Source organism: Psychroserpens sp. XS_ASV72, assembly GCF_041224425.1.
Lineage (GTDB): Bacteria > Bacteroidota > Bacteroidia > Flavobacteriales > Flavobacteriaceae > Psychroserpens.
Map to the genome: position 1 here is coordinate 47,119 of NZ_JBGFGL010000077.1, position 18,976 is coordinate 66,094.

The window sequence follows — 18,976 nt, forward strand, 5'->3', positions numbered from 1 at the left end:
AGAAAAATATGTAATTTAAATACACTTTATCGAATAATATGTACTTTAAACGTTATTTATAAATTTTATACTATATATTGGCACCCTAACAATTAGCCCCAAATATTAATAGCAAATGAAATCCCCAAATTCTACTTGCCACAGTTTCGGCTGTGAAAAGACATCCCTTAGACTTTTTTTCGTTTTGATCCTATTACTTAGTTGTACTAATTTAAGTAATTCACAAACAAAAGCATTTCCCTCTGTACAAGGTGCTGGTAGTTACGTTACTGGTGGAAGAGGAGGAATAATCGTAAAAGTAACCAATCTCAATAACTCCGGACCTGGTAGTTTAAGATCTGCATTGATGATGACTGTTCCTAGAACAATTGTTTTTGATGTGAGTGGAACTATTGTTTTGACTTCAGCAATTGAACTTATTGAAGAAAACTCAAATTTTACTGTTGCTGGACAAACAGCTCCTGAAGGCGGAATTACAATAAGCAATCACCTTATACAAATGGGTGGAGGATGGAGTCGACCATCACAACCATGTAATAATGCCATTTGGAGATACATCCGTTTTAGAAATGGCCGATATAATGGTCAGTCAGATGTTAGAGAACATAACGGATTTTTGTCTACAGGATGTGAAGGTTTGGTCTTTGATCATTGTTCTTTCAGCTTTTGTGACGATCAAGCAATCGCAATGGGTGGAGATTGGGGTCCATTACAGGACATAACCATTCAAAATTGTGTGTTTTCTGAAAATGCCACTGGAATTATTGTAGGTTTAAATCCCAATTATCCAACAGGAAACATGACCTCGATAAATAATTTATTTGTCGATCAAGGACATCGAACACCTAATGTTGGAGGAGGTTTACAATATGATATCATCAATAATGTATTTTTTAATTGGGGTTCTCGATTAACCAATGCAAACTCTAGTAGCCCAGAAATAAACTTTATTGGAAATTATCTTCAGCCAGGAGACCATACCTTAAACGGAAGTGCTAATAAAGTACAAAACATAGTTCCAAGTATTTATACGGCAAATAATTATCATTCAACATATTATCAGGTGCCACAATTAGATGATAGAGATCTATGGCAAAACTTTTATACCAATGCAAACTTGCCAAGTAGTTATTTTACTACGACCATGCATCCGTTGATAGAAAACCCAACGGTTACTTCAGCGCAAACAGCGTTTACTACTGTCCTTGCTAATGTAGGTGCCAATAAGTTTTTAAATGCCGATGGAAGTTACGGTACTTATAGAGATAGTTTTGATATACTAAAAATTAACAATGTTCAGAATAACATAAGTTCAGATCCATTTAATAAAAACTGGACTTTGCCAAGTCTTCCTCAAAACTCAAGACCAGGTACTTATGATACCGATAATGATGGAATGGCTGACGTATGGGAAATAGCCACCTTTGGAGATTTAACCAGAAGCCATAATGGCGATGAAGATGGAGACGGATATACAAATGTCGAAGAATTCATTAATGGAACTGATACAGAAACTAATGTTTCGTATCAAGTTGAAGCTGGAGATAATGTTACCATTTGTGAAGGAGAAAGTACAACTTTAGTAGCTTCTGAAGCAGATTCATATGTTTGGATGCCTGGCAACATGACATCAAATTCTATAAATGTTTCTCCAGCATCGACAACTACTTACACAGTTACTGGAACACATGCTGATGGGAGTACATCATCAGATCAGGTTGTCGTTACAGTAAACCCAATACCTGTTGCTAATGCTGGTGTTGATGTGGAAATATGTCAAGGCGAATCTGTGACCTTAACAGCAGAAGGAGGAACATCATATCTATGGAATACTGGTCAGACAACAGAAAGCATAACTGTTAGTCCTAACGCTACATTTACCTATTCTGTAGTAGCAATTGAAAATGGGTGCAATAGTGAAGCTGATGAAATTGTTGTAACTGTAAATCCTTTACCAAATGTAGATGCTGGTTTAGATGTGACGATTAACTATGGAGAATCAATTGAATTAAACGCTAGTGGCGCAGATTCATATGTTTGGAATACTGGCGAAACTACACAAAGTATTACTGTAAACCCAACTATAGAAACTACATATACGGTCACAGGTAGTAATGGAAATTGTGAAAATTCAGATTCAGTAACGGTTTTTCTAGTAGGCAACGAAGTCGTTGCCAATGCGGGAGAAGATCAAACGATATGCAATGGGTCTACAACTACCTTAACCGCTACAGGAGGAACTGCTTATGTTTGGAACACAGGAGAGACAACTGCGAGTATTGAAGTTAACCCAACCCAAACAACTACTTATACTGTTACTGTTTTTGATATAACTGGTACACTATCAGATACTGACGACGTCATTGTAACCGTAAATGAACTGCCAAATACAAACGCTGGATCAGACGTGGCGATTACTGAAGGTGAAAGTGTCACCTTAACGGCTACAGGAGCTGATTCCTATGAGTGGAGCACAGGTGAAACCACTTCAGCTATTTCAGTATCGCCAAATACTACTACGACATATACAGTGACAGGTTTCTCAAACGGTTGTGAATCGACCGACGCGGTTGTAGTGACCGTTGAGACCGAAACTGTGGTTGCCAATGCAGGAGCAGATGTTGAGATCTGTTCTGGAGCAATGGTTACTTTAACTGCTTCTGGAGGAACTAGCTACGAGTGGAGTACTGGAGAGACGACACAGAGCATTGAGGTAAGCCCTAACGTTACGACCACTTATTCTGTAACCGTTTTCAATACAATGGGAACCGCTTCAGATACTGACGACGTCATTGTAACCGTAAATGAACTGCCAAATACAGACGCTGGATCAGACGTGACGATTACTGAAGGTGAAAGTGTTACTTTAACGGCTACAGGAGCAGATTCCTATGAGTGGAGCACAGGCGAAACCACGTCCGCTATTTCAGTATCGCCAAATACTACTACGACATATACAGTGACAGGTTTCTCAAACGGCTGTGAATCGACCGACGCGGTTGTAGTGACCGTTGAGACTGAAACTGTGGTTGCCAATGCAGGAGCAGATGTTGAGATCTGTTCTGGAACAGTGGCTACTTTGACTGCTTCGGGAGGAACTAGCTACGAGTGGAGTACTGGAGAGACGACACAGAGCATTGAGGTAAGCCCTAACGTTACGACCACTTATTCGGTAACCGTTTTCAATACAATGGGAACCGCTTCAGATACTGACGATGTCATTGTAACGGTAAATGATTTGCCAAATACAGATGCTGGATCAGACGTGACGATTACTGAAGGAGAGAGTGTCACCTTAACGGCTACAGGAGCTGATTCCTATGAATGGAGCACAGGTGAAACCACGTCAGCTATTTCAGTATCGCCAAATACTACTACGACATATACAGTGACAGGTTTTTCAAATGGTTGTGAATCGACCGACGCGGTTGTAGTGACCGTTGAGACCGAAACTGTGGTAGCCAATGCAGGAGCAGATGTTGAGATCTGTTCTGGAGCAATGGTTACTTTGACTGCTTCTGGAGGAACTAGCTACGAGTGGAGTACTGGAGAGACGACACAGATCATTGAGGTGAGCCCTAACGTTACGACCACTTATTCGGTAACCGTTTTCAATACAATGGGAACGGCCTCAGATACCGATGAGGTTACTGTAACGGTAAATGATTTGCCAGTTGCAAATGCAGGAGCAGATGTTGAGATCTGTTTAGGTGCATCGATAGTCTTAGTTGCATCAGGCGGAACAGATTATTTATGGAGCACAGGAGAGTCCGCACAAAGCATTGAGGTAAGTCCGAACTCAACCACAGAGTATTCTGTTGAGGTTTTCGATAATGGATGCTCGTCCACAGATGAAGTCATAGTAACGGTAAATGAACTGCCAAATACAGACGCTGGTTCAGATATTACGATTACTGAAGGCGAAAGTGTTACCTTAACGGCTACAGGAGCTGATTCCTATGAGTGGAGCACAGGTGAAACCACGTCAGCTATTTCAGTATCGCCAAATACTACTACGACATATACAGTGACAGGTTTCTCAAATGGTTGTCAAACAACTGATGAAGTCACCGTTATTGTCGAACCAATAATTTTTGAAGCGAGTGCTGGCGAAGATCAATTTATTTGTGAAGGAACACAAACGACCTTAACTGCTTCTGAAGGAGATTCTTATTTGTGGAGTACAGGAGAAACTACACAGAGTATCACTGTTAGTCCGTGGGAAACAGAAACCTATACTGTAACTGTTTTTGAAGATGATCAACAAGCCCAGGATGATGTTACTGTATTTGTGAATTTAAACCCAAATGTTGTTATTATGAATGGTCAGGAAGTTACCATTTTAGAAGGGGAATTTATTACGCTTTCTGCTTCAGGAGCCAATTTATATGAATGGAGTAATGGAGCTACACAACCAAATATTGCTGTAAGTCCATCAAGTTCAACTACTTTTTCAGTCACAGGTTTTATCAATAACTGTTCTGATACAAAATCGGTTACAGTAAATGTGGTTGGTACTGTTGAAGCTTATGCTGGTGAAGATCAATTTATTTGTAATAATGAGACGGTTACATTAACCGCAACAGGTGGCGACGAATTTTTATGGAGCACTGGTGAAACTACACCAAGTATTGAGGTGTCTCCAAATGAAGATACAGAATATTCTGTAGTGGTATACAATGCATTAGATGCCGATGAAGCTACTGTAATGGTTTTTGTAGAAGATTGTTCATCTGCAGTCATTTTACCGGAAGCAGAAGAAGAGTTTGATTTCAATGTTTATCAAGATGCGACGGCCGATATTGTCAAGGTTAAAATTTCTGGATTGCAAAATGTTAATGTGGAACAGATTATGATTTATGATTTAAATGGAAAAATTATTTATTCTGAGCAAATACTTCAAAACGAAGGAGATCTTTCACTTGATAAAGAAATCGATAGTTCACTGTTTTCAAGAGGAATTTATGTGATTCGGTTGATGTACAACAATACAGAATTATTGAAAAAAGTATTAATCCGCTAAGGATAATATTTGCGCTTAATTGTTAAAGAATGCCATTATGTTTCAAAGCAGAATGGCATTTTTAGTTTTTGATATATTCGATAGCCAAAATGGTTGCTGTGGAATCACAATTTTTGATAGTCAATTCCATAGGCTTTTCATTTAAGGAGTTTTCTATATAATAGGTTTTACAGCCTTCGGCTTTAGTATCACTTTTTGAGAAGTTCACATCACCAGTTTTAATCAATTCCATAACAACAGTTGAATCAATAGCCTTGGATTGCATTGATGCTTTAGCAGATTCAGAATAAGTCTTCTTTTTTATAGATATATTTTTTATGGTTCTTGCATTCGGACCATAATCGCATGAGAAATTTTTTCCACTAAGAAAAAAAGCTAAAACAATAAGTCCAATGGAAAAACCGCCTAAGTAGTATCCGACTCGGTGTATGAATTTCATGATTTGATTTTAAGCCTTAAAAGATTAGTAAGTTCACATCGCTGCAGTCTAGATCGAACCAATCTGCAACAGATTTATTGGTTAAAATTCCGTGGTAAAAATACAATCCATTTTTTAAACCACGATCAAATCGTATGGCATTTTCAATTCCTCCATCCTCAGCAATCTTTAAAAGGTATGGTGTAAAAATATTACTGATTGACACTGAGGCAGATCGAGAATATCTTGCTGGAATGTTAGGAACACAATAATGCGTCACACCATTATATACGAATGTTGGTTTATCATGGTTAGTGACTTCACTCGTTTCAAAACAACCACCCATATCAATACTGACATCAATAACTACAGCACCAGACTTCATTACATTCACCATAGCTTCAGTAACCACGACAGGAGCTCTATTTTTACCTCGAACAGCACCAATGGCAACATCACAGCGCTTCAAGGCCTTTACTAAGTTTTTTGGTTGTAGTGTAGAGGTATAGATTGTACGTCCCAGATTTGACTGGATACAACGCAGTTTTGTAATGGAGTTATCAAAAACCTTGACATTGGCACCTAAGCCTATGGCCGAACGCGCTGCAAACTCACCAACCGTTCCAGCACCAATAATTACGACTTCAATAGGAGGTACACCACTAATGTTTCCAAACATAAGTCCGTTACCACCATTAACATTAGAAAGTAATTCTGAAGCAATTAAAATAGATGATGTACCAGCAATTTCACTTAGAGAGCGCACAGCAGGATAAGCACCATCTTCATCTTTAATAAATTCAAAAGCCAGTGCTGTAATACGTTTAGAAGCCAATGCTTCAAAATACTTTTTGTTTTGGGTTTTGAGTTGCAAAGCAGAAATCAATAATGTTTGCGGATTGATAAGTTTTATTTCATCAAGTGAAGGCGGTTCTACCTTGAGTATGATAGGACATGAAAAAACCTTTGCTGTATCCTTGGTGACTTCTGCGCCAGCTTCGCTATAATCCTTGTCCTTAAAATTAGCGCCTACACCAGCTCCAGATTCGATCATAACCCGATGTCCATTAGATATCAGTGCAGAAACAGCATCAGGAGTTAGACAAACACGTTTTTCCTGGAAATGGGTTTCTTTTGGGATACCAATAAAAAGATTCCCTTTTTGTTTTAAAACTTCTAAAGTTTCTTCTTGAGGAAGCAATTGTGCTTTGGTGAAAGGCGATAAGGATTTGCTCATTAGCTTTTAATTGGAAACTCAAATTACAAATAATTATTTTATTAATTAAAATAAAAGTTTATATATTAGATGTAGATAATTTTCTATATAATGATATTTCTCAAACACTATACATGGAAAGACTGGATGATTTCAATCCTAATAATAGTGGTTACGTTTTCTTATTATTTGGATAGGGTCATAAATTTGGAAGATTTGGAATCTATCTCTTTTCTTGGTTTAGAAATTAATGACTATGGTTTTCCGGATTTAATACATTTAGTATATTTTTTAAAAATGAAAATTCTAATTATTATTTTCTCTATTATTTGGTATTTGTCATGTAACTATTGGTGGAAAGCGTCAATATTAGTTATTATTACTATAGAGTTGTTTAAATTTATTACGTCTTTAAACTCTAATCTTTTTTATTTTGATGAGATTGATTTTTTAGTAAGCCTACCATTTACAATACCAATAATTTTGTTGTTGTTTCTCTTTTCTGCAAAAATCAATATATATAGAAAATCTAACAAGTTGCGTTATGTGATTGATAATGAAATTGATGAAGTTTTTGCCAGATTAAGTAGACTTGATAAAAACAAATTAGAAACTTTTAAAGCAAAATTCAAAGAATTAAAAAATAATAAAAATAAACTTAATAATGATGTATATCTAAAAAAACTGATTGAAATAAGAAATAGTTTTTATGATAATTTTTAATAGTGAATAGGCATGTTTAAGCACTCTAATGAAATAAATGTAATAATTATGGTTATGATAATTTTATTACCATTTTTATTTTATTCTTATAGAGTTATTCCAGAAATAATACTTTTCTTCAATAACACATTTTTTAAAATAACGATAGAAACAGAGAATGATTTTGACTATTACATTTGGATTATTGCAGTTAAAATTTTGACTCTTGGGATTCTAACAATTTGGTATATAACTTGTCCACATAGGTGGAAATATGCTTTAATAATTCCTATTGTAGTTGAACTATATAAAATTATTTTAAATTTATTTGAGTATAAGACAGATAAGCATTTTAATTTTGAAACAATTTTACTCACTATATTTTGTGCTTTTATATATCTATATTTTCTTAAGTTTTTATCAAACATTTTAGGTTTTGATGGTTATCAAAGAAGTGTTAGATATATTGTGAATTCCGAAATCAATTCAGAAATTGAAAATATTAGTAATTTTAAGATTAATGAGTATAAAGGCGCTAAAAAAGAGTTTTTTGAATTACAAAAAAATAAAATTAAGCTAGAAGATAAAGTTTATTTAAGGAAACTAATTGATTTAAGAAATCGTATGTATTGATTAATTATTAGAATTACTTATCTCTTTGAGTATTTCATTTAATAGTTTCTTTTTCTCATCAGAACTTTCAGATTTAATCCGATTATCGATGTACTCTTCAATATCAGCTTTAGAATTAACTTTTGTTTTTGGCTCAGCAATAAACATACTGCCTTTTCCAGTAATCAACCAAACTAAATTCACTTGCGGATACTCTTTGACTATTCTTTCAATCACATCACTACCAACGGAGGCATTATTCTTTTTCATTCGCAGTGTGTAACCATTGGCAGCACCAATAGAAATATCAAATTGCCTTGCGCTAAGCTTTAATTCTGAAACGAGTTCAATGATACGATGTATGGTTTTACTCATTAAGTAATAGGATTATAGGAATTAATAGGGTTATAGTTACAAATGTATAATTTTTTTAAGAAAAGTTATTGTTTCTAAATTAATAGAAATATTCTTATAAAGTTTTGATAAAAAAAATGCAGTGAAATTTTCACTGCATTTTTTATGATTGTAATTGATATCAAAAATATTGTTTAACCTTACCCCAAAAAGTTGTAGGCTTTATCATAAATTCATCTTCTAGTTCTTGCATACTTTTATCTGCATCATTGATTTCGTTAAACATTCTAGCCCTGATCAAATAAATAGAAGGTATAATAATAGCCATTATTGGAACCATATATATCCATTCTAGTTCATCCAATGGACCAAGATCACTATAAAGTAAATTGATAATTTGATAAGAGTACATGACAATTGGAACTATCAATGCATGGTACCACCAGTTTCTATTTGTAAAAAACCAAATTAATAACAGAATTAAAGGAATTGCCTTTCCAGTTAAAATCCACATTGATAGATTCGCATCTCCCCAGCTTTTACTATCATAATCAAATAACCATGTTTTCCATACTTGTGTTTGTGGAACATGTTCGTATAAATAAAACAAAAAGGGAGTCATTGCGACATAAGTCCCAATAATACTCCCTATGATAAGATTTTTTCTACTTAAAGAATTATCCGTGCTGAGGAACTTTAAATTTCTTTCTATCGATTTCTGTTTTAACTTGTCCATCTACTTTGATAATGTCAGTTGCGTGAGCTGCAAATAACATACCTCCGAAGATTGCAATTGCTAGTACATACTTTTTAGTTTTCATAAATATAAGGGATTAATTAATTAATTGTTCAAATATACTTTGCGATCACGCTTTTGAACAGTTAAACGAGTGTTAAAAACATCGTCACTAATCACCTTATGGTTACGGTTTTTCCGTAAGTACCAGTAATTATGCAGTCTGAGGTGTTATTTTTATTTTTGTGTTTTGCAGTGCTCCATAGCAGGTTTCTGGGTTAATAATTCGTTTAGGCTCAATTTGAGGGCTCTTGAGTTTGTATCAATTTTTGATATTGTAATTGTATTGACCTCAATAGGTAATAAATTCACAATACGATCTGGCCATTCTATAAATAACCAATCATTATCATTGTTCAAATAATCTTCAAATCCAAAATTAAGTGCTTCAATTTCATCTTCAATTCGATACATGTCAAAATGATGTATCAAGCAATCTTTGGATTTATAGGTGTTTACTATTGAAAATGTCGGACTGGTAACATCGTCATTGCTTCCTAAAGCTTTAGTCAACGCCTTAATAAGCCTAGTTTTTCCAGCTCCTAAATCACCTTCGAATAAAATTGTCTTAGCACTAAAATTCTCAATGAGTTTTTTAGCTATCGTATCAATTTCATCTATTTGATAATTCATCTCCAAATCATACAAGGTTTGACCCGTCACTTAATACGAATCTAATTTGTACGCAATATTAAGAATAAAAATCGAGAAAAACTAAAAAAATATGCATTTCGTCGGTTTTTTTTGCATTACATGGATGATTTACTTCGGATTAAGTACAATAAATGGGATGATCATTTCTTCTAAAGAAACACCTCCATGTTGGTAGGTATTCCTGTAATAACTAACATAATGATTATAGTTATTTGGATAAGCCAAAAAGTAGTCACTCTTTGCAAAAATGAAGGAACTGCTCATAGTTATACTTGGTAAATACACGCTTTTAGGATCCTTAACCGCAAGTACGTCCTTGTCCTCATAGGTTAGACTGCGACCAGTTTTATATCTTAAGTTCAAACTGGTGTCACGATCGCCTATAACTCGTGATGGATTTTTAACATTGATCGTACCATGATCGGTTGTCAATATGAGTTTGAAGCCTAACTGCTGCGCTAGTTGAATCATTTCCAATAAAGGTGAGTTTTTAAACCAACTAAGGGTTAGCGACCTGTAAGCCTTGTCATTAGAAGCCAATTCTTTCACCACTTCCATTTCTGTTTTGGAGTGGGACAGCATGTCTACAAAGTTGTATACAATTACAGAAAGGTCATTGTCTTTTAGAGTTTTAAAATTTTCAACTAATCGTTTTCCTTGTTTTAAATTGGTGATTTTATGATATTCGGTTTTTAAATTCTGTAGTCCCAATCGCTTGAGTTGTGCCAATAAAAATTCTTCTTCATGTAGATTTTTACCACCATCATCAGTATCGTTTTTCCATAAATCTGGATGCAAACGCTCCATATCACTAGGCATCAATCCAGAAAAGATTGCATTTCTAGCATATTGTGTGGCGGTTGGCAAAATACTGAAAAAAGGCGTTTCCGAAAGTTTTTTGTAATAATTGTTTACAATCGGCTCAAAGGCTTTCCATTGGTCGTAACGTAAATTGTCAATAACAACTAAAAGTGTTGGTTGGTTGTCGCTCAGTTCTGGAACTACTTTATTTTTAAATAGGGTATGCGACAAAGTTGGTCCATCTGAATTCGGTTTTAACCAATCTTGATAGTTCTTTTCAATAAACTTCCCAAATTGATGATTTGCTTCAGATTTTTGAGATTCTAAGATCTCAGTCATACCAACATCTTCGATATCTTCCAATCTCAGTTCCCAATAAATCAACTTTTGATATAATGCAGACCACTCTTCAAAAGAATTCACCATCGATAAGTCCATCGCAATTTTTCTAAATTCCTGTTGGTAGTTAGAAGTTGTCTTTTCGGACACCAATCTTGAATGATCTAAATTTTTCTTTAAACTCAATAATATTTGATTCGGATTAACCGGTTTTATTAAATAATCGGCAATTTTGTTTCCAATGGCTTCTTCCATAATATATTCTTCCTCACTTTTTGTAATCATCACCACCGGAAGATTAGCACGTTTTTCCTTGATTTCATTCAAAGTTTCCAAGCCTGTAAGGCCTGGCATATTTTCATCTAGGAATACAATATCAAAATTAGCATCTTCAATAGCGTCGAGTGCTTCAGTGCCACTTTGACAAGTTGTAACATTGTATTGTTTTTGTTCTAAAAAAAGAATATGAGGTTTTAATAGATCGATTTCGTCGTCAACCCAAAGAATATTTATAGTGTTCATGTATATTTGTTTGAAATTAATGTAAATAGTTTTGTTTAATGGCAAGCAATAAACTCAAAATATTTAACGACCCAATTTACGGATTTATTACTATTCCAAATGCATTCATTTTTGATTTGATTGAGCATAAATACTTCCAAAGATTGCGAAGAATCACTCAAATGGGTTTGTCATACTTGGTGTATCCAGGAGCACATCACACACGTTTCCATCATGCTATAGGTTGTATGCATTTAATGCAAAAGGCAATCAATGTACTTCGTTTTAAGGGAGTTACAATTTCTGAAGAGGAAGAAACAGCTCTTTATGTAGCCATTTTGCTTCATGATATTGGCCATGGTCCGTTTTCACATGCCATGGAACACAGTATTGTAAATGGTATTTCCCATGAGTCAATTTCGTTGATGTTCATGGAAAAACTCAATTCAGAATTTAACGGAAGTTTAACGCTTGCTATCAAAATTTTTAAAGGAGAATATAAAAGACCTTTTTTGTGTCAGTTGATATCTAGTCAATTGGATATGGATCGAGCCGATTACCTCAAACGTGATAGTTTTTATACTGGAGTAGCTGAAGGAAATATCAATAGTGAACGCTTGATTACCATGCTTAATGTGAGTGATGATAATCTTGTTGTTGAGGAAAAAGGGATTTATAGTGTTGAAAAGTTTCTTGTGGCTAGACGTTTCATGTATTGGCAGGTATATTTGCATAAAACAGGTTTGGTTGCAGAGCAATTGTTAACGCGAGTATTAAAGCGTGCTAAAGAGTTGTGTGATTCGGGAGAGCAGCTTTTGGCTAGTCCTGCCTTACAATTTTTCCTTGAAAATGAAGTATCCTCAAGTAATTTTGACAATCAAACTTTGGAAACTTTTTCAAAACTTGATGACATTGATATTATTTCCGCAATGAAAGACTGGCAGCATCATGAGGATTTTGTTTTAAGTAATTTATGCGAAATGATTGTGAATAGGAATTTGTTGAAGATCAAACTCAAGAATAAACCCATCAAGAAAAAGGTGTTACTTGAACATTTGAATCGGTTGATTGAAAAGTATGCAATTTCAAGCTATGAAGCTGAATATTTTGTTTTTGAAGACAGTATTTCAAATCAGGCTTACCACTCAAAAATGCAAGCGATAAAGATTCTTCAAAAATCGGGAAAAGTGGTCGATATCGAAAAGGCATCCGATCAATTCAATATTAAGGCTTTATCAAAACCAGTGACTAAATATTATTTCTGTTATCCAAAAATTTAACAACGATAAAGATTGGCAAACCTATTAATTGCTACAACTTTTTAAACAAGTGTTTTGCAAGGTCAAATATGTGATACATTTTTTCTATTTTTGCGAGAATGAAGTTTACTGCACAACAAATAGCTGGAATCTTAGAAGGTGATATTGTAGGCAATCCTGATGTTGAAGTTTCTAGGCTTTCTAAAATTGAAGAAGGTACAAAAGGTTCTTTGACTTTTTTGTCAAACCCTAAGTACACATCTTATATTTATACGACCAAGGCTTCTGTTGCTATCGTTAATAAGTCGTTCATACCAGAACAAGCAATTTCTGCGACATTAATCAAGGTAGATGATGCATACAAGTCATTTTCTAAGCTTTTGGAATATTACAACCAAGTTAAACTGAACAAAACTGGTACTGAGCAACCTAGCTTCATTTCAGGTTCTGCAAAAATTGGTGGTAATATTTATATAGGTGCATTTTCTTATGTAGGTGATAATGTCAAAATTGGAGACAATGTTAAGATTTTCCCTAATTCTTACATTGGTGATAATGTTACTATTGGAGATAACACTATAGTTTTTGCAGGTACAAAGATTTATTCTGAAACGCTTATTGGAAAAAATTGCGTCATTAATTCTGGTTCAATCATTGGTGCTGATGGCTTTGGTTTCGCTCCAAACGAAAAAGGGGAATATTCAAAAGTGCCACAAATAGGAAATGTAATTATTGAGGATTTTGTTGATGTTGGAGCAGGTACAACTATAGATCGTGCTACATTGGGATCGACAATCATAAGAAAAGGGGTGAAGTTGGACAATCAGATACAGATTGCCCATAATGTTGAAATTGGTAAAAATACTGTTATAGCTGCTCAAACAGGTATCGCTGGCTCAACTAAAATTGGAGAAAATTGTCAAATAGGAGGCCAAGTTGGCATCGTTGGGCACATAACCATTGGAAACAATGTAAAAATTCAAGCGCAGTCTGGTATTGGTCGCAATGTTAAGGACAATGAAATTTTGCAAGGATCACCAGCATTGAGCTATGCAGATTATAATAAATCGTACGTGTACTTTAAAAACCTTCCAAAAATAGTTAAAGGGATTACAGAAATTGAAAAGAAAGTAGATGGGAATAATTAAAACAGACGTTAAACAAAAAACCATTGGAAAGGAAGTTTCCTTAAAAGGAGTTGGACTCCACACAGGCAAAGATGTTACTTTGACCTTTTGTCCTGCTTCAACCAATAATGGCTTTTCATTTAAAAGAGTTGATTTAGAAGGATCTCCTGTAATTGAAGCAGATGCCAATTATGTAACGAATACACAACGTGGCACTTGTTTGGAAAAAAACGGAGTTACGATTCAGACATCAGAACATGTACTGGCTGCTTTGGTCGGATTAGATATTGATAATGCCATTATTGAGCTCAACGCTTCTGAGCCACCAATTATGGATGGCTCTTCGAAGTTCTTTGTGGAAGCTCTTGAAAAAGCAGGCATTGTTGAGCAAGATGACTATAGAGAAGAATACGTTGTTACTGATGTTATTTCCTATTCTGATGAAGAGTCTGGCAGCGAAATCATAATCATGCCTTCAAAAGAATACCAAATTACTGCTATGGTGGACTTTGGAACAAAGGTCTTAGGAACACAAAATGCAACCTTAAATTGTGTTACCGATTTTAAAAATGAAATTGCAGACTCAAGAACCTTTAGTTTTTTACACGAGCTTGAAATGCTTTTGGAAAACGGACTTATAAAAGGAGGAGATCTGAATAATGCCATTGTTTATGTAGATAAGGAATTATCGCCAGAAACCATGGATAAACTACGTGTCGCTTTCAATAAAGATTCAATAGCTGTTAAACCAAATGGAATCCTAGATAATCTAACGCTTCATCATCCTAATGAAGCTGCAAGGCACAAACTATTGGATGTTTTAGGCGATCTGGCATTGGTTGGAACCCGAATTAAAGGAAAGGTTATTGCTAACAAACCAGGCCATTTTATCAATACCCAGTTTGCAAAAAAAATATCAAAAATCATTAAAAACGAAAAACGTAACAATGTTCCTCAAATTGACTTGAATCAAGAACCTTTGATGGATGTCAATAGAATCATGGAAATGTTGCCTCATCGTCAACCGTTCTTGCTACTTGATAAAGTCTTTGAACTTTCAGAATCACATGTTATCGGTATGAAAAATGTCACCATGAATGAGGAGTTTTTCAAAGGACACTTTCCTGGAGCTCCTGTAATGCCTGGTGTTTTGATTGTTGAGGCTATGGCTCAAACAGGAGGTATCTTAGTGTTAAGTACTGTTCCTGATCCAGAAAACTACCTTACTTTCTTCATGAAAATTGATAAGGTAAAGTTCAAGCAAAAAGTCATTCCTGGCGACACATTAATATTTAAGTGTGATCTTATTACACCAATTCGACGTGGAATTTGTCACATGCAAGGTTATGCTTATGCCAATGGCAAACTTTGTGCTGAAGCAGAGTTGATGGCGCAAATCTCAAAAGTAAAGTAATTATGAATCAACCTCTAGCATATGTGCATCCAGGTGCCAAGATTGCAAAAAATGTGGTTATAGAGCCATTTACAACAATTTACAATAATGTTACTATAGGTGAAGGCACCTGGATTGGTAGTAATGTTACTATCATGGAAGGCGCTCGAATTGGAAAAAATTGTAACATTTTTCCAGGATCAGTTATTTCAGCTGTCCCACAAGATTTAAAATACAATGACGAAGACACACTCACGGTTATAGGCGATAATGTTACTATTCGTGAATGTGTTACTATTAATCGTGGTACTGTAGATCGTATGAAAACGGTCATAGGAGATAATTGTTTGATCATGGCTTATTGTCATGTTGCACACGATTGTATCGTTGGTAATAATTGTATTTTTTCAAACAACAGTACCCTTGCAGGACATATTACTGTTGGTGATTATGTTGTACTTGCTGGTATGACTGCAGTGCATCAGTTTTGCTCAATTGGAAATCATGCCTTTGTAACTGGAGGTTCTTTGGTACGGAAAGATGTGCCACCTTATGTCAAGGCTGCGCGTGAACCGCTTTCCTATGTTGGGATTAACTCTGTTGGATTAAGACGACGTGGCTTTTCAACTGAAAAAATTAGAGAAATTCAAGATATTTATAGGATTTTGTATCAGAAAAATTATAACAATACCCAAGCTTCAGACTTAATTGAAGCTGAAATGGAAGCCACTCCTGAACGTGATGAGATACTACAATTCATTAAAAACTCTCATCGTGGTATCATGAAAGGTTACTTTAAATCAAGTTAACTTAAAAGTTTATATAATAGTATTTAACTAATTAAAAATCAGTATTTAAAATAAAATGGCAAGTACTTCAGATATTAGAAACGGATTGTGCATAAGGTACAACCATGACATTTATAAAATTATAGAATTTTTACACGTGAAACCAGGAAAAGGACCTGCTTTTGTGAGAACAAAACTCAAAAGCGTCACGACTGGAAAAGTAATAGATAATACATTTTCTGCCGGACATAAAATTGAAGATGTGCGTGTTGAAACCCACAAGTTTCAATATTTATATAATGATGGCGAATTTTATCATTTTATGAATGAATCAGATTATACCCAAATTCGATTAACAGAGGCAGCCTTAGATAGACCAGACCTCATGAAAGAAGGGGAAGTGGTTACCATCTTGATTAATACAGAAGACAACATGCCTCTATCTGTTGAAATGCCTGCCAGTGTTATTTTGGAAGTAACACACACAGAACCAGGAGTTAAAGGCAATACAGCCACGAACGCAACAAAACCTGCAACTGTAGAAACTGGTGCTGAAGTCAATGTTCCTTTATTTATTAATGAAGGTGATAAGATTAAAATTGAAACCGATAAAGGAACTTACAAAGAACGTATCAAGGAATAATGAAATTCCCAAGAACCTATGCACTTCACGAGATAGCTGAATTACTTTCGGTATCCTATATTGGTGCAGATGACTTTCCAGTATTGGGCATGAACGAAATTCATGTTGTAGAACCTGGAGATATTGTTTTTGTCGACCATCCAAAGTATTATGATAAAGCTTTGAAATCGGCTGCTACTATTGTTCTTATCAATAAAGAAGTTGAATGTCCTGAAGGTAAGGCATTATTAATAAGTGATGATCCATTTAGGGATTTTAATGCGCTTACTAAACATTTCAAACCTTTTCAAGTTGCAAATACTTCTGTGGCGGTTTCTGCCAAAATTGGAAAAAATACAATCATACAACCGAATGTTTTTGTTGGAAACAATGTCGTTATTGGAGATAACTGCACCATCCATCCTAATGTGAGTATTTATGACAATACCATCATAGGAAATAACGTCACCATTCATTCGGGAACTGTTTTGGGTGCCAGTGCTTTTTATTATAAGAAACGTCCAGAAGGTTATGATCAATTGTTATCTGGCGGACGTGTAGTTATTGAAGACCATGTAGACATTGGAGCTAATTGTACTATCGATAAAGGAGTAACTGGAGATACCAAAATTGGTCAAGGTTCTAAATTGGACAATCTTATCCAAATAGGTCATGACACGATTATTGGAAAAAAATGCCTTATCGCTTCCCAAACTGGAATTGCTGGTTGTGTTGTTGTTGAAGATGAAGTTACAATTTGGGGACAAGTTGGTACCAATAGTGGTATAATTATAGGTTCTAAAGCTATTATTCAAGCGCAAGCTGGTGTGACCAAATCTGTTGAAGGTGGTAAAGTGTATTGGGGAACACCAATTCAGGAAGCTCGAGAAGAACTTAAGCGTTTGGCTTCAATCAAACAAATTCCGAATATTTTAGAAGAATTAAAGAAATTAAAATGACATCAAAAGAGGTAGTTAAACGGTTTTATGCATCCGATATCGCTAAGGATGATAATGTCATGGAGTTTTTCCATAAAGATTGCACCTTAAAATGGAATACTAGTAAAGGTTTTAGGAAATTAGATTATAATGGTATTAAAGGCATGATCAAAGACATCCAAAAAACCTACCATTCCTTTAGATACCGCTTAAGCCATCTTTTAGAAGACGGAAATACCATAACGGCAAGATATACAATTTACGGAACTGTTATTGAACGACCTGAAAAGGAAGATGCCATAGCGCATTTTATATCTATTTGGGAGGTTACAGACGGAAAGCTATTCAAAGGATTTGAAATTAGCCAACTTGCTGATAATAGTTCTGACAGTCTAAATTCATTTGCAGAAATAAAAGTCTAAAAAGGGTTCTTAATTGCGAATCAAAAACTTATTTTTGCATACAAATTCAACTCAAAACAACACAGAAACAAAAACACATAAAAATGAGCGTTTTAGTCAATAAAAATTCAAAAATAATTGTTCAAGGTTTTACAGGTAGTGAAGGTACATTTCATGCTGGACAAATGATAGAGTATGGAACAAATGTTGTTGGTGGTGTGACGCCTGGTAAAGGTGGACAAACCCATTTAGACAAACCGGTTTTCAATACGGTTCAAGAGGCTGTAGACAAAGTTGGTGCTGATACATCTATTATTTTTGTACCACCTGCATTTGCTGCTGATGCCATTATGGAAGCCGCTGATGCTGGAATCAAGGTAATCATCACAATTACTGAAGGGATTCCTGTGGCAGATATGATTAAAGCTTCAGATTACATTAAAGATAGAGATTGCCGTTTAATCGGTCCTAACTGCCCTGGAGTAATTACACCTGAAGAAGCAAAAGTAGGTATCATGCCAGGTTTTGTTTTCAAAAAAGGAAAAGTGGGTATTGTTTCTAAATCTGGTACGCTTACTTATGAAGCGGCTGATCAAGTTGTGAAACAAGGTTTAGGAATTACTACAGCAATTGGAATTGGTGGAGACCCAATTATTGGAACCACGACTAAAGAAGCTGTGGAATTGCTTATCAACGATGAAGAGACAGAATGTGTTGTCATGATTGGTGAGATTGGTGGACAATTAGAGGCTGATGCTGCTAAATGGTATCAAAATAGCGGAAGCAAAAAACCTGTTGTCGGATTTATTGCTGGTGAAACCGCTCCTGCTGGACGTACCATGGGTCATGCTGGTGCCATTGTTGGTGGAAGCGACGATACTGCTCAAGCAAAAAAAGCCATTATGAGAGACTGTGGAATCCATGTGGTGGATTCTCCTGCTGAAATCGGGAAAAAAGTTGCGGAAGTCCTTGGCTAAGCGACTGTTAAAATATATACAAAAAAATGACGTTATCAATCCGTTAGCTTTATTT

General features: G+C 35.2%; 17 protein-coding genes. 11 read left to right on the forward strand and 6 right to left on the reverse strand.

Features of this window, described 5'->3' with window-relative positions; genetic code table 11:
• The first annotated feature begins 184 nt into the window (after positions 1 to 184).
• Complete coding sequence (locus AB9K26_RS09120; RefSeq protein ID WP_369972254.1) at positions 185 to 5,023, forward strand: T9SS type A sorting domain-containing protein; 4,839 nt, start codon at positions 185 to 187, stop codon at positions 5,021 to 5,023.
• A gap of 61 nt (positions 5,024 to 5,084) precedes the next feature.
• Here AB9K26_RS09120 and AB9K26_RS09125 read toward each other — a convergent pair whose 3' ends face one another.
• Together AB9K26_RS09125 and AB9K26_RS09130 are read right to left on the reverse strand one after the other, a co-directional pair.
• Complete coding sequence (locus AB9K26_RS09125; RefSeq protein ID WP_369972255.1) at positions 5,085 to 5,462, reverse strand: hypothetical protein; 378 nt, start codon at positions 5,460 to 5,462, stop codon at positions 5,085 to 5,087.
• Between the two features lie 16 nt (positions 5,463 to 5,478).
• Positions 5,479 to 6,678, reverse strand: a complete 1,200-nt coding sequence (locus AB9K26_RS09130) for an alanine dehydrogenase (RefSeq protein ID WP_369972256.1) — start codon at positions 6,676 to 6,678, stop codon at positions 5,479 to 5,481.
• Between the two features lie 195 nt (positions 6,679 to 6,873).
• On the opposite strand from AB9K26_RS09130, the gene AB9K26_RS09135 reads away from it, so the two are divergent.
• Together AB9K26_RS09135 and AB9K26_RS09140 are read left to right on the forward strand one after the other, a co-directional pair.
• Complete coding sequence (locus AB9K26_RS09135) at positions 6,874 to 7,380, forward strand: hypothetical protein (protein WP_369972257.1); 507 nt, start codon at positions 6,874 to 6,876, stop codon at positions 7,378 to 7,380.
• Between the two features lie 54 nt (positions 7,381 to 7,434).
• Positions 7,435 to 7,992: a hypothetical protein gene (locus AB9K26_RS09140; protein ID WP_369972258.1), complete on the forward strand. Its 558-nt coding sequence runs from the start codon at positions 7,435 to 7,437 to the stop codon at positions 7,990 to 7,992.
• Here AB9K26_RS09140 and AB9K26_RS09145 read toward each other — a convergent pair whose 3' ends face one another.
• From AB9K26_RS09145 to AB9K26_RS09160, 4 genes are all read right to left on the reverse strand, one after another.
• On the reverse strand, positions 7,993 to 8,346 hold the full coding sequence (locus AB9K26_RS09145; protein WP_369972259.1) for a hypothetical protein: 354 nt from the start codon (positions 8,344 to 8,346) through the stop codon (positions 7,993 to 7,995).
• Between the two features lie 160 nt (positions 8,347 to 8,506).
• Positions 8,507 to 9,061: a hypothetical protein gene (locus AB9K26_RS09150; RefSeq protein ID WP_369972260.1), complete on the reverse strand. Its 555-nt coding sequence runs from the start codon at positions 9,059 to 9,061 to the stop codon at positions 8,507 to 8,509.
• A 237-nt stretch (positions 9,062 to 9,298) separates the two neighbouring features.
• Complete coding sequence (gene tsaE, locus AB9K26_RS09155; RefSeq protein WP_369972261.1) at positions 9,299 to 9,754, reverse strand: tRNA (adenosine(37)-N6)-threonylcarbamoyltransferase complex ATPase subunit type 1 TsaE; 456 nt, start codon at positions 9,752 to 9,754, stop codon at positions 9,299 to 9,301.
• Between the two features lie 129 nt (positions 9,755 to 9,883).
• Entirely contained in the window at positions 9,884 to 11,437 is a 1,554-nt protein-coding gene (locus AB9K26_RS09160) for a PglZ domain-containing protein (RefSeq protein ID WP_369972262.1), read from the reverse strand.
• A 38-nt stretch (positions 11,438 to 11,475) separates the two neighbouring features.
• Between AB9K26_RS09160 and AB9K26_RS09165 the strand changes: the two genes are divergently transcribed.
• From AB9K26_RS09165 to sucD, 8 genes are all read left to right on the forward strand, one after another.
• Positions 11,476 to 12,696 carry an HD domain-containing protein gene (locus AB9K26_RS09165; RefSeq protein WP_369972263.1) on the forward strand — a complete coding sequence of 407 codons (1,221 nt, stop codon included), beginning with the start codon at positions 11,476 to 11,478 and terminating at the stop codon, positions 12,694 to 12,696.
• 98 nt (positions 12,697 to 12,794) lie between these two features.
• A complete protein-coding gene (lpxD, locus tag AB9K26_RS09170; RefSeq protein WP_369972264.1) occupies positions 12,795 to 13,823 on the forward strand; it encodes a UDP-3-O-(3-hydroxymyristoyl)glucosamine N-acyltransferase in 1,029 nt (342 codons plus the stop codon).
• Complete coding sequence (locus AB9K26_RS09175; RefSeq protein WP_369972265.1) at positions 13,810 to 15,216, forward strand: bifunctional UDP-3-O-[3-hydroxymyristoyl] N-acetylglucosamine deacetylase/3-hydroxyacyl-ACP dehydratase; 1,407 nt, start codon at positions 13,810 to 13,812, stop codon at positions 15,214 to 15,216. The genes lpxD and AB9K26_RS09175 overlap by 14 nt, the downstream gene beginning before the upstream one ends.
• 2 nt (positions 15,217 to 15,218) lie before the next feature.
• Entirely contained in the window at positions 15,219 to 16,004 is a 786-nt protein-coding gene (lpxA, locus tag AB9K26_RS09180; RefSeq protein ID WP_369972266.1) for an acyl-ACP--UDP-N-acetylglucosamine O-acyltransferase, read from the forward strand.
• Positions 16,005 to 16,059: 55 nt separating this feature from the next.
• Positions 16,060 to 16,626, forward strand: a complete 567-nt coding sequence (efp, locus tag AB9K26_RS09185) for an elongation factor P (protein ID WP_369972267.1) — start codon at positions 16,060 to 16,062, stop codon at positions 16,624 to 16,626.
• A complete protein-coding gene (locus AB9K26_RS09190) occupies positions 16,626 to 17,564 on the forward strand; it encodes a UDP-3-O-(3-hydroxymyristoyl)glucosamine N-acyltransferase (protein ID WP_369972268.1) in 939 nt (312 codons plus the stop codon). Before efp ends, AB9K26_RS09190 begins: the two co-directional genes overlap by 1 nt.
• Positions 17,561 to 17,965: a nuclear transport factor 2 family protein gene (locus tag AB9K26_RS09195; RefSeq protein ID WP_369972269.1), complete on the forward strand. Its 405-nt coding sequence runs from the start codon at positions 17,561 to 17,563 to the stop codon at positions 17,963 to 17,965. The genes AB9K26_RS09190 and AB9K26_RS09195 overlap by 4 nt, the downstream gene beginning before the upstream one ends.
• An 83-nt stretch (positions 17,966 to 18,048) precedes the next feature.
• A complete protein-coding gene (gene sucD / locus AB9K26_RS09200) occupies positions 18,049 to 18,921 on the forward strand; it encodes a succinate--CoA ligase subunit alpha (protein WP_369972270.1) in 873 nt (290 codons plus the stop codon).
• Positions 18,922 to 18,976 lie beyond the last annotated feature (55 nt).

Coding starts and splice junctions, on each gene's coding strand:
- AB9K26_RS09150 (WP_369972260.1), bottom strand. CDS start 9,061: ATGGACAAGTTAAAACAGAAATCGATAGAAAGAAATTTAAAGTTCCTC.
- lpxD (WP_369972264.1), top strand. CDS start 12,795: ATGAAGTTTACTGCACAACAAATAGCTGGAATCTTAGAAGGTGATATT.
- lpxA (WP_369972266.1), top strand. CDS start 15,219: ATGAATCAACCTCTAGCATATGTGCATCCAGGTGCCAAGATTGCAAAA.
- AB9K26_RS09125 (WP_369972255.1), bottom strand. CDS start 5,462: ATGAAATTCATACACCGAGTCGGATACTACTTAGGCGGTTTTTCCATT.
- AB9K26_RS09175 (WP_369972265.1), top strand. CDS start 13,810: ATGGGAATAATTAAAACAGACGTTAAACAAAAAACCATTGGAAAGGAA.
- AB9K26_RS09130 (WP_369972256.1), bottom strand. CDS start 6,678: ATGAGCAAATCCTTATCGCCTTTCACCAAAGCACAATTGCTTCCTCAA.
- tsaE (WP_369972261.1), bottom strand. CDS start 9,754: ATGAATTATCAAATAGATGAAATTGATACGATAGCTAAAAAACTCATT.
- AB9K26_RS09160 (WP_369972262.1), bottom strand. CDS start 11,437: ATGAACACTATAAATATTCTTTGGGTTGACGACGAAATCGATCTATTA.
- AB9K26_RS09190 (WP_369972268.1), top strand. CDS start 16,626: ATGAAATTCCCAAGAACCTATGCACTTCACGAGATAGCTGAATTACTT.
- AB9K26_RS09140 (WP_369972258.1), top strand. CDS start 7,435: ATGATAATTTTATTACCATTTTTATTTTATTCTTATAGAGTTATTCCA.
- sucD (WP_369972270.1), top strand. CDS start 18,049: ATGAGCGTTTTAGTCAATAAAAATTCAAAAATAATTGTTCAAGGTTTT.
- AB9K26_RS09165 (WP_369972263.1), top strand. CDS start 11,476: ATGGCAAGCAATAAACTCAAAATATTTAACGACCCAATTTACGGATTT.
- AB9K26_RS09195 (WP_369972269.1), top strand. CDS start 17,561: ATGACATCAAAAGAGGTAGTTAAACGGTTTTATGCATCCGATATCGCT.
- efp (WP_369972267.1), top strand. CDS start 16,060: ATGGCAAGTACTTCAGATATTAGAAACGGATTGTGCATAAGGTACAAC.
- AB9K26_RS09145 (WP_369972259.1), bottom strand. CDS start 8,346: ATGAGTAAAACCATACATCGTATCATTGAACTCGTTTCAGAATTAAAG.